This window comes from Planobispora longispora, from assembly GCF_016863135.1.
GTDB lineage: Bacteria > Actinomycetota > Actinomycetes > Streptosporangiales > Streptosporangiaceae > Planobispora > Planobispora longispora.
This window is the reverse complement of sequence record NZ_BOOH01000025.1, coordinates 23,277-29,969: the sequence shown is the minus strand read 5'-3', so window position 1 is coordinate 29,969 and position 6,693 is coordinate 23,277. Positions and strand designations below refer to the sequence as shown.

Here is a 6,693-nt window from a genome sequence, read left to right as displayed (position 1 = left end):
GCCGTGACGATCGTGGCGGCGAGCGCCCTTCCTACGGTGACCGTGACGAGCGCGGTGGGGAGCGTCGCTCCTACGGCGACCGTGACCAGGTCCGCAGCCAGTACGGTTTCCGCGACCGGGACGACCGTCAGGGCGGCGGGTTCCGCAATCGGGACGACCGTCCGGGCGGGGGCTTCCGGGGTCGTGACGACCGCGGTGGCGAGCGTCGTCCGTTCAGCCGTGACGACCGTCCGGGCGGCCGCCCCTCAGGGGACCGTCCCGGAGGCTTCCGGAGCGAGGGCGGCTCCCGTACCCGCTACGGCCGCGAGGACCAGCCGGGCGGCCGCGATGACGAGGCGTCGGCACGTGAGCGCGAGAACATGCCTCAGCTCGCTCCCGACATCGAGGCGGAGGAGCTCGACAAGGAGATCCGTGACGAGCTGCGTTCGCTCCCGCTCGACCTCGCGGACCTGATCTCCCGCCATCTCGTGGCGGCTGAGCGGGCCCTCAGCGCGGGGGAGCCCGAGGCGGCCTACGAGCACGCCAAGGTCGCCCGAGGCCTGGCCCCGAGGATCGGCGTGGTGCGCGAGGCCGTCGGCATCGCCGCCTACTACGCCGAGCATTTCGCCGAAGCCCTCAGCGACCTGCGCACGGCTCGCCGGATAACGGGATCGGACGAGTTCCTGCCGATCATGGCGGACTGCGAGCGCGGTCTCGGCCGTCCGGAGCGGGCTCTCGACCTGGTCCGGTCCAAGGAGGCCGAGCGTCTCGACCGGGAGGGCAAGATCGAGCTGGCGATCGTGGAGTCCGGTGCTCGCCGGGATCTCGGTCAGAAGGACGCCGCGGTCGTCACCCTTCAGCGCCTGGCGGAGCTGCGCGACCCCCGCCCGCAGCCGTGGTCGGCGCGGCTGGCGTTCGCCTACGCCGACGCTCTCGCCGATGCGGGCCACGAAGGCGCGGCCGTCGAGTGGTTCGGCCGGGCGATGACCTTCGACGAGGACGGCGAGACCGCCGCGGCCGAGCGGTACGCGGAGCTGACCGGTACGGTCATCGAAGATCTCGAAGAGGATTTCGAAGACGAGTCGGACGGCGACGCCGGCCTCGAGGACGCGCCTGGCGACGAGAGCGGCGGACCGGTCTCCGAGAACGAGATCGAGGCCGACCTCGACGATGACCTCGATGAGGACGACCTCGACGAGGACGACGAGGACGACGAGATCGATGAGATCGACGACGTCGATGACGATCTCGACGATGAGGAGATCGGGGAGCCGGCCGCCGGCGAGGACGAGGAGGACGGTCCTCACGCCGCCGCGTCCAGCCGTACGGAGGACAGAGGTGACGAGGGCAGGCCGGAGAGGGCGGAGACCGGTGTCGGTCCCGCCTTCATCGAGCCGAACTTCGGCGACATCCTCGACGACGCCGATGACGCCGACGATGAGGCCGATGAGGCCGACGACTCGGACACCGGCAAGAACGACAAGTAGGTTCTGATCCGTCCCGGGCTGACCGGCCGGTCAGCCCGGGACGGATCACGCCTCTCAGGGCTGGACGCGGTCCAGCCAGTGCATGATCCCGGCCACGTTCGACGGTGCGCCGCTGAGCAGCTCGAACTGCTCGGCGGTCGCCTCGTCGGCTTTCAGCGCCGCGTACCGCTCTCGCGTGCGATCCCTGACCATGGCCACCGCGTGGTCCAGATCCAGGCCCTCCGAACGGGCCTGCCTGGTCAGGTCGACCCAGACGCGCAGTTCCTCGGCCGAGCGTTCCAGCGTCTCCTGGACGTCTGTGACCGGTCCGTAGTGACTGAACAGCAGCCGCTGCGGTCCCAGGGCCTCGAACAGGGAGATCGAGTCCAGCGCGGTGCGCAGATCGAAGTCCGGGGGCGGCGTGGCGGGGCGCAGGTCGCCGGTCTGCGGCAGGTAGACGCCGGCGGCGTCGCCGACGTAGAGATCACCCGTGCCGGAGTCGACCAATCCCACGTGGTGCTTGGCGTGGCCGGGGGAGTAGTGGCTGCTCAGCGTCCGCCCGTTGCCGAGGTCGATGGCTCCCGTGTCGCCGAGTGCACGGATCCGTGAGGCTTCCGTCGGAGACAGCTCGCCGAACAACGTGTCCAGCCGGTCGCCCCAGACCATCCGGGCGCTGGCCATCAGCCGTGACGGGTCGGCGAGATGCCGGGCGCCCTTCTCGTGCACCACGATCTCCGCCTCCGGGTAGAAGCCGGCGATGTCCCCGACTCCTCCGGCATGGTCGAGGTGGATGTGGGTGACGACGACCGTGGCGAGGTCGCGGGGACCGACTCCCAGCGAGGTCAGGGCGTCCCGGACCACGGGGGCCGAGGTGGATGTGCCCGTCTCCACCAGGCAGGGACGGTCCCCCAAGATCAGATATCCCGCTGTGATGCCGGAGAACCCGGCCATCCGCGTGTCGATCTCATAGACGTCTCCGCCAAGAGCGGTGATGTTGTCCACAGGCCACCTCAGGGTTGGAAGCGGAGTCCCCAGAACGGCGTTCGAGCCATTCCGGCACAGCTCACATCGTAAAGAGTCATCTTCGATCAGCAGAGATCGAAGGAGGATTCAATGGATCGCAACGAGGTCGTTCTGGCGGGCCGCCTGCCTGACCTGGTGCAGATCAAGACATTGCAGAGCGGCACCCGTTTCGGCAGCTGGCGGCTGATCGTCCGGCGACAGCAGCGCGGTCGCGGCGCCCGGGTGGACACCATCCCGTGCGTGTCGTTCGAGCCGGGAGTCGTCCAGAGCGTCGCGGAGTGGCTCCCCGATGATGTGGTCGAGGTGGTGGGCTCCCTGCGCCGCAGGTGGTGGGGGAGCCAGGGCTCGAAGGCGTCCGGCTACGAGGTGGAGGTCCGCTCCGTGAAGCGCCTCGAACGCCGTGTCACGACCGTGCTCACCGGAGACGGCGAACCTTCCACGGATTCAGCCGCGCCCGCGGTCCCGGCCCCCGCCTCTCCGCGGCCGCTCCGTTCTCTTCTGAGCACGTTCCCCGCCCAACGCCCCTCAGAGGCGGATGCGGGGTCCGAACCGGCGACAGGGTCCGAAGACCCTGCGGCGGCCGGTGCCGTTCCAGATCCCCCACCCGGAGACATTCCTCTGGTCTCCTCCACCGATCCGGTCTCCTCCACCGGTCCGGGTTCCCGTACGGATCCGGTCTCCTCCACCCGTCCGGCTCCCGATGCCGACCCGGCTTCCGGCACAGACCTCGCCTTCTTCGGCGATCCGGATCTCCGTGCCGGCTGCGGCCGGCCTCTTCTCCCGGAGGAGCGGGCATTCCCGGGGGAGGAGGCCGGCGACTCGCCGGTGCCGTCCATCGGGGGCGTCACTCGAGGGTGAGCAGGCGCATGAGCAGACCAGTCCGAGGCTTGGGCCCGAACGAGGTGGACTTGCGCGGCACCCGCTCTCCCTGGGCCGCGACCGCGAGCACGTCATCGACCGCGAGCGGGTTCATCAGCACGGCGGTGCCCCCGGTGTCCCGGGCGAGGCGCGCTGCGGCCCAGGAGTCATGGTGCACGATGCGCACCGAGTGTTCGTCGTCACGCATACCCCACACCTCGGGCAGCAGGAACTCCGCGAGAACGGAGGTGTTCAACGCGCACCACCGGGCCGATCGGTCGGTGGGCATCGCCCGCTCCACCTGATCCGGGACAGGATCGGTGATCAGATATGCGATGTCTCCGTCCGTGAGCAGAAATGCCGGCTCGGGGGCTTCCCGCAGCGCGGTGAGTCCTTCGGTCAGGCCCGCGTGCTCGTGGATCTGCCAGGAGTGCTTGGCCCTGCCCACCGCCTCGTGGAGGGGCAGGTTCGGAATGACCCGGTGAATGGCCTTCAGATCCGGAGGATACGAGTCGGAGTCCACGAGGAGGGCCAGGCCGAAGTCCCACGGTCCGGTGCCAGGCGCCGAGGCCGCGGCAGAGTTTCCGCCTACCGGTCCGGAGCCTGGGCGGGTCCTGTCGGAGTCCCCACCGGTCGTGCCGGGGGTTCCGGCATGGCGGGCGGTGGCGTGGTGTTCGGCCTGCAGCGCGAGGTAGGTGGCGTAGCGGTGGTGGCCGTCGGCGATGAGGGCCTGGCGTGGGCGGAGATCCGCGTTGAGGGCGGCGAGCTCGGCGGGATCGGTGACGGCCCACAGGCGGTGTCTGATCCCGTCGTGGGTCCGGGCCTCGGCCAGCGGCGGCCGGCTGTCGGCGACCTCGTCGACGAGGCGCGTGGCGGCACCGCCCCGGCCCTCGTAGAGGAGGAAGATGGGCTCCAGGTTCGCCTCGGTGGTGCGCATGAGCGCCAGACGGTCCGCCACGGGGCCGGGCATGACGTCCTCGTGCGGCAGGATCGTCCCCCGGCCGGGGGAGACCAGGCCCACGTCGCCGATGAGCCCGCGCTGCAGGATTCCCGGGCCGCTCTGCTCGTAGACGTACACCGCGGGAGTGCCGTCGGCGACCAGGACCCCCGAGGAGAGCCAGGCGCGCAAGGTCTCGCGGGCCTCGGCGTACCGATGGCCGTCGCTCCCCGGAAGGATCAGCCTGACCACGTTGTTGGGGTGGGTGTCGAGCAGGTCCCTGATGCCGGTCTCGCCGATGAGGTCATAGGGAGGAGAGGTCACCTCGGCCAGGTCGTCGACGGCGAATCGCACGCCGCGGAACGCGCGTAGCACCAGTCCGTCAGGCATCGGCAGTTCAGGATCCGCCATAGAGGGCATGTTTCCATAAAGGCCCGAAACGCCCGGGTGTTGCCCCGCGGATGCGGCACTGCCAGGTCGGTCAGGGGATCGGTCAGATTTTCCGTCTGTCGATGAAGGAGGCCTCACATAATGGTCCAAGGACGTGATCAGGCGTCTGATTCCCCCGGTCCTGAGGAAGGCACGCCGGCGGGGGGAGTCTACGACTGGTTCCAGCGCGGGATGAAGCTGCTGTCGGAGGGGAGCCCCGCCGCCGCCGCCGCGCTGCTGGAGCGCGCCGCCGATGCCGAGCCCGAGTCGCGGAGCATTCGCGAGGCGCTGGCCCGTGCGCAGTTCAACTCTCGCCAGTACGCCGACGCCGCCGACAGCTTCCGCTGGATCGTCAACACCAATCCGACCGAAGATTACGCCTATTTCGGGCTGGGCCTTTCCCTGTGGCGGACCGGAGACATGGAGGCGGCCCAGGAACCGCTCGCCATCGCTGTCGCGATGCGGCCCGACCAGCGGGATTACGTCTCGGCGCTGAAGAGCGTCCGCGCCACGCTCCAGGCCCGCAAGGACGACCCGGAGGGGCTCTGGAACGAATGGAAACCCCCCGCGGAGTGACGCCGCCTGCGACGACCTGTCACGACCTCCTGGCACTCCGCCCCCAATCATGTCGTCTTCTGGCACCCCGTCTCCCGCCGCGCCGGGAGAGGTTCCTCTGACGGCCGCTCCTCCGACGGCCGGTCGGAGGCCGCGAACGCCCGATCCCGTCCGCGGGGCCGGTCCGTCCCCGGTATCGGGCCTGTCCAGAGCGCCGGTCCGCCCCTTGATAGGGTCTTGACGTTCACGGCGGCCACGTGAACCCGCCGCCGGTCCGCCGGGGGCGGGGCGTGGAGGTCTCATCGCCGGGCGGTCCGTGAAACGCCGATCACCATCCGCCGGGTCGGAGCCCCCGGGCCCATCCGCGGCAAAGACGTCAAGGAATGAGCGGGTGCACGCAAAGACGCTGGTCGACGGCTACGACACCCTCCTGCTGGACCTGGACGGGGTGGTGTACCTCGGCCGCAACGCCGTACCGGGCGCTCCTGAGGCGTTGCGGCAGGCGAAGGACCGCGGCGTACGGCTCGCCTACGTCACCAACAACGCCTCCCGCACCCCCGGAGCCATCGCGCAGCATCTCAGCGGGCTCGGCGCCCCCGCGACCCCCGAGGACGTCGTCACCTCCGCCCAGGCGGCCGCACGGCTGATCGCCGAGCGGTTCGGGCCGGGGGCGGCGGTTCTGGTCGTCGGGGGCATGGGACTGCGCGGCGCGTTGAGGGCCCAGGGGCTGCGCCCGGTCAGCACCGCGCTCGACGAACCGGTGGCGGTGGCGCAGGGCATCGCCCCCGACCTCTCCTACAGCCTCCTGTCGGAGGGCGCACTGGCCGTACGGCGGGGCGCCCTGTTCGTCGCGGCGAACGGTGACTCGACCATGCCGACCGGCCGGGGAGAGCTTCCCGGCAACGGCGCCATGACGCGGGTGATCGCCACCGCGACCGGCGTGGAGCCGATCGTCGCGGGTAAGCCGGAGCCGCCGCTCCACCGTGAGTCGATCCTGCGCACCTGCGCGCGGCGGCCCCTGGTGGTCGGCGACCGGCTCGACACCGACATCGAGGGGGCGGCCAACGCCGGGGTGGACAGCCTGCTGGTCCTCACCGGGGTGGCGGGCCCGCTCGGCCTCCTGACGGCCGGCCCCCGGCACCGGCCCACCTACATCGCCGCCGACCTGTCCGCCCTGCACCGGCCGTACTCGCATCCGCACCGTGACGGGGAGGAGTGGCTCTGCGGGGGATGGAGCGCCCGCTGGACGGCCGGTGAGGGTCTCGCCCTCGACGCGCGGGGAGACGGAGCCCGGGACCCCGTCGACGGTCTCAGGGCCGCCTGCGCCGCGGCATGGGAGGGCGCCGGTGACGGAGCGGCCGACGAGGGCGCGGTGAAGGCCGTCCTGGAGTCGTCCGTCCTGGGGGACCTGCCGGGCAGGAGGGCACGGTGACCCGGAGGGCCGCG

The 6,693-nt window shown here is 71.0% G+C and carries 6 protein-coding genes; 4 read left to right on the top strand and 2 right to left on the bottom strand.

Translation table 11 applies throughout. From position 1 onward, the window contains the following. A partial coding sequence (locus Plo01_RS17845; RefSeq protein WP_239316563.1) for a tetratricopeptide repeat protein occupies positions 1 to 1,466 on the top strand: 1,466 nt, incomplete at its 5' end. 54 nt (positions 1,467 to 1,520) lie between these two features. Here Plo01_RS17845 and Plo01_RS17840 read toward each other — a convergent pair. After that, positions 1,521 to 2,447, bottom strand: coding sequence for an MBL fold metallo-hydrolase (locus tag Plo01_RS17840; RefSeq protein ID WP_203891750.1), 927 nt, complete (start codon positions 2,445 to 2,447; stop codon positions 1,521 to 1,523). Between the two features lie 111 nt (positions 2,448 to 2,558). Between Plo01_RS17840 and Plo01_RS41320 the strand changes: the two genes are divergently transcribed. Then, positions 2,559 to 3,326: a single-stranded DNA-binding protein gene (locus tag Plo01_RS41320; protein WP_203891749.1), complete on the top strand. Its 768-nt coding sequence runs from the start codon at positions 2,559 to 2,561 to the stop codon at positions 3,324 to 3,326. Here Plo01_RS41320 and Plo01_RS17830 read toward each other — a convergent pair. Beyond that, entirely contained in the window at positions 3,313 to 4,653 is a 1,341-nt protein-coding gene (locus Plo01_RS17830; RefSeq protein ID WP_239316561.1) for a DUF1015 family protein, read from the bottom strand. The genes Plo01_RS41320 and Plo01_RS17830 overlap by 14 nt on opposite strands. Positions 4,654 to 4,884: 231 nt before the next feature. Between Plo01_RS17830 and Plo01_RS17825 the strand changes: the two genes are divergently transcribed. After that, positions 4,885 to 5,268 (top strand): tetratricopeptide repeat protein, encoded by a 384-nt coding sequence (locus Plo01_RS17825; RefSeq protein WP_239316559.1) that lies wholly within the window; start codon positions 4,885 to 4,887, stop codon positions 5,266 to 5,268. Positions 5,269 to 5,638: 370 nt separating this feature from the next. Beyond that, a complete protein-coding gene (locus Plo01_RS17820) occupies positions 5,639 to 6,679 on the top strand; it encodes an HAD-IIA family hydrolase (RefSeq protein ID WP_203891746.1) in 1,041 nt (346 codons plus the stop codon). Positions 6,680 to 6,693: the final 14 nt, after the last annotated feature.

Bases quoted from the DNA above. Each gene is read 5' to 3' on its own strand.
- Plo01_RS41320 (WP_203891749.1), top strand. From the start codon at position 2,559: ATGGATCGCAACGAGGTCGTTCTGGCGGGCCGCCTGCCTGACCTGGTG.
- Plo01_RS17830 (WP_239316561.1), bottom strand. From the start codon at position 4,653: ATGCCTGACGGACTGGTGCTACGCGCGTTCCGCGGCGTGCGATTCGCC.
- Plo01_RS17825 (WP_239316559.1), top strand. From the start codon at position 4,885: ATGAAGCTGCTGTCGGAGGGGAGCCCCGCCGCCGCCGCCGCGCTGCTG.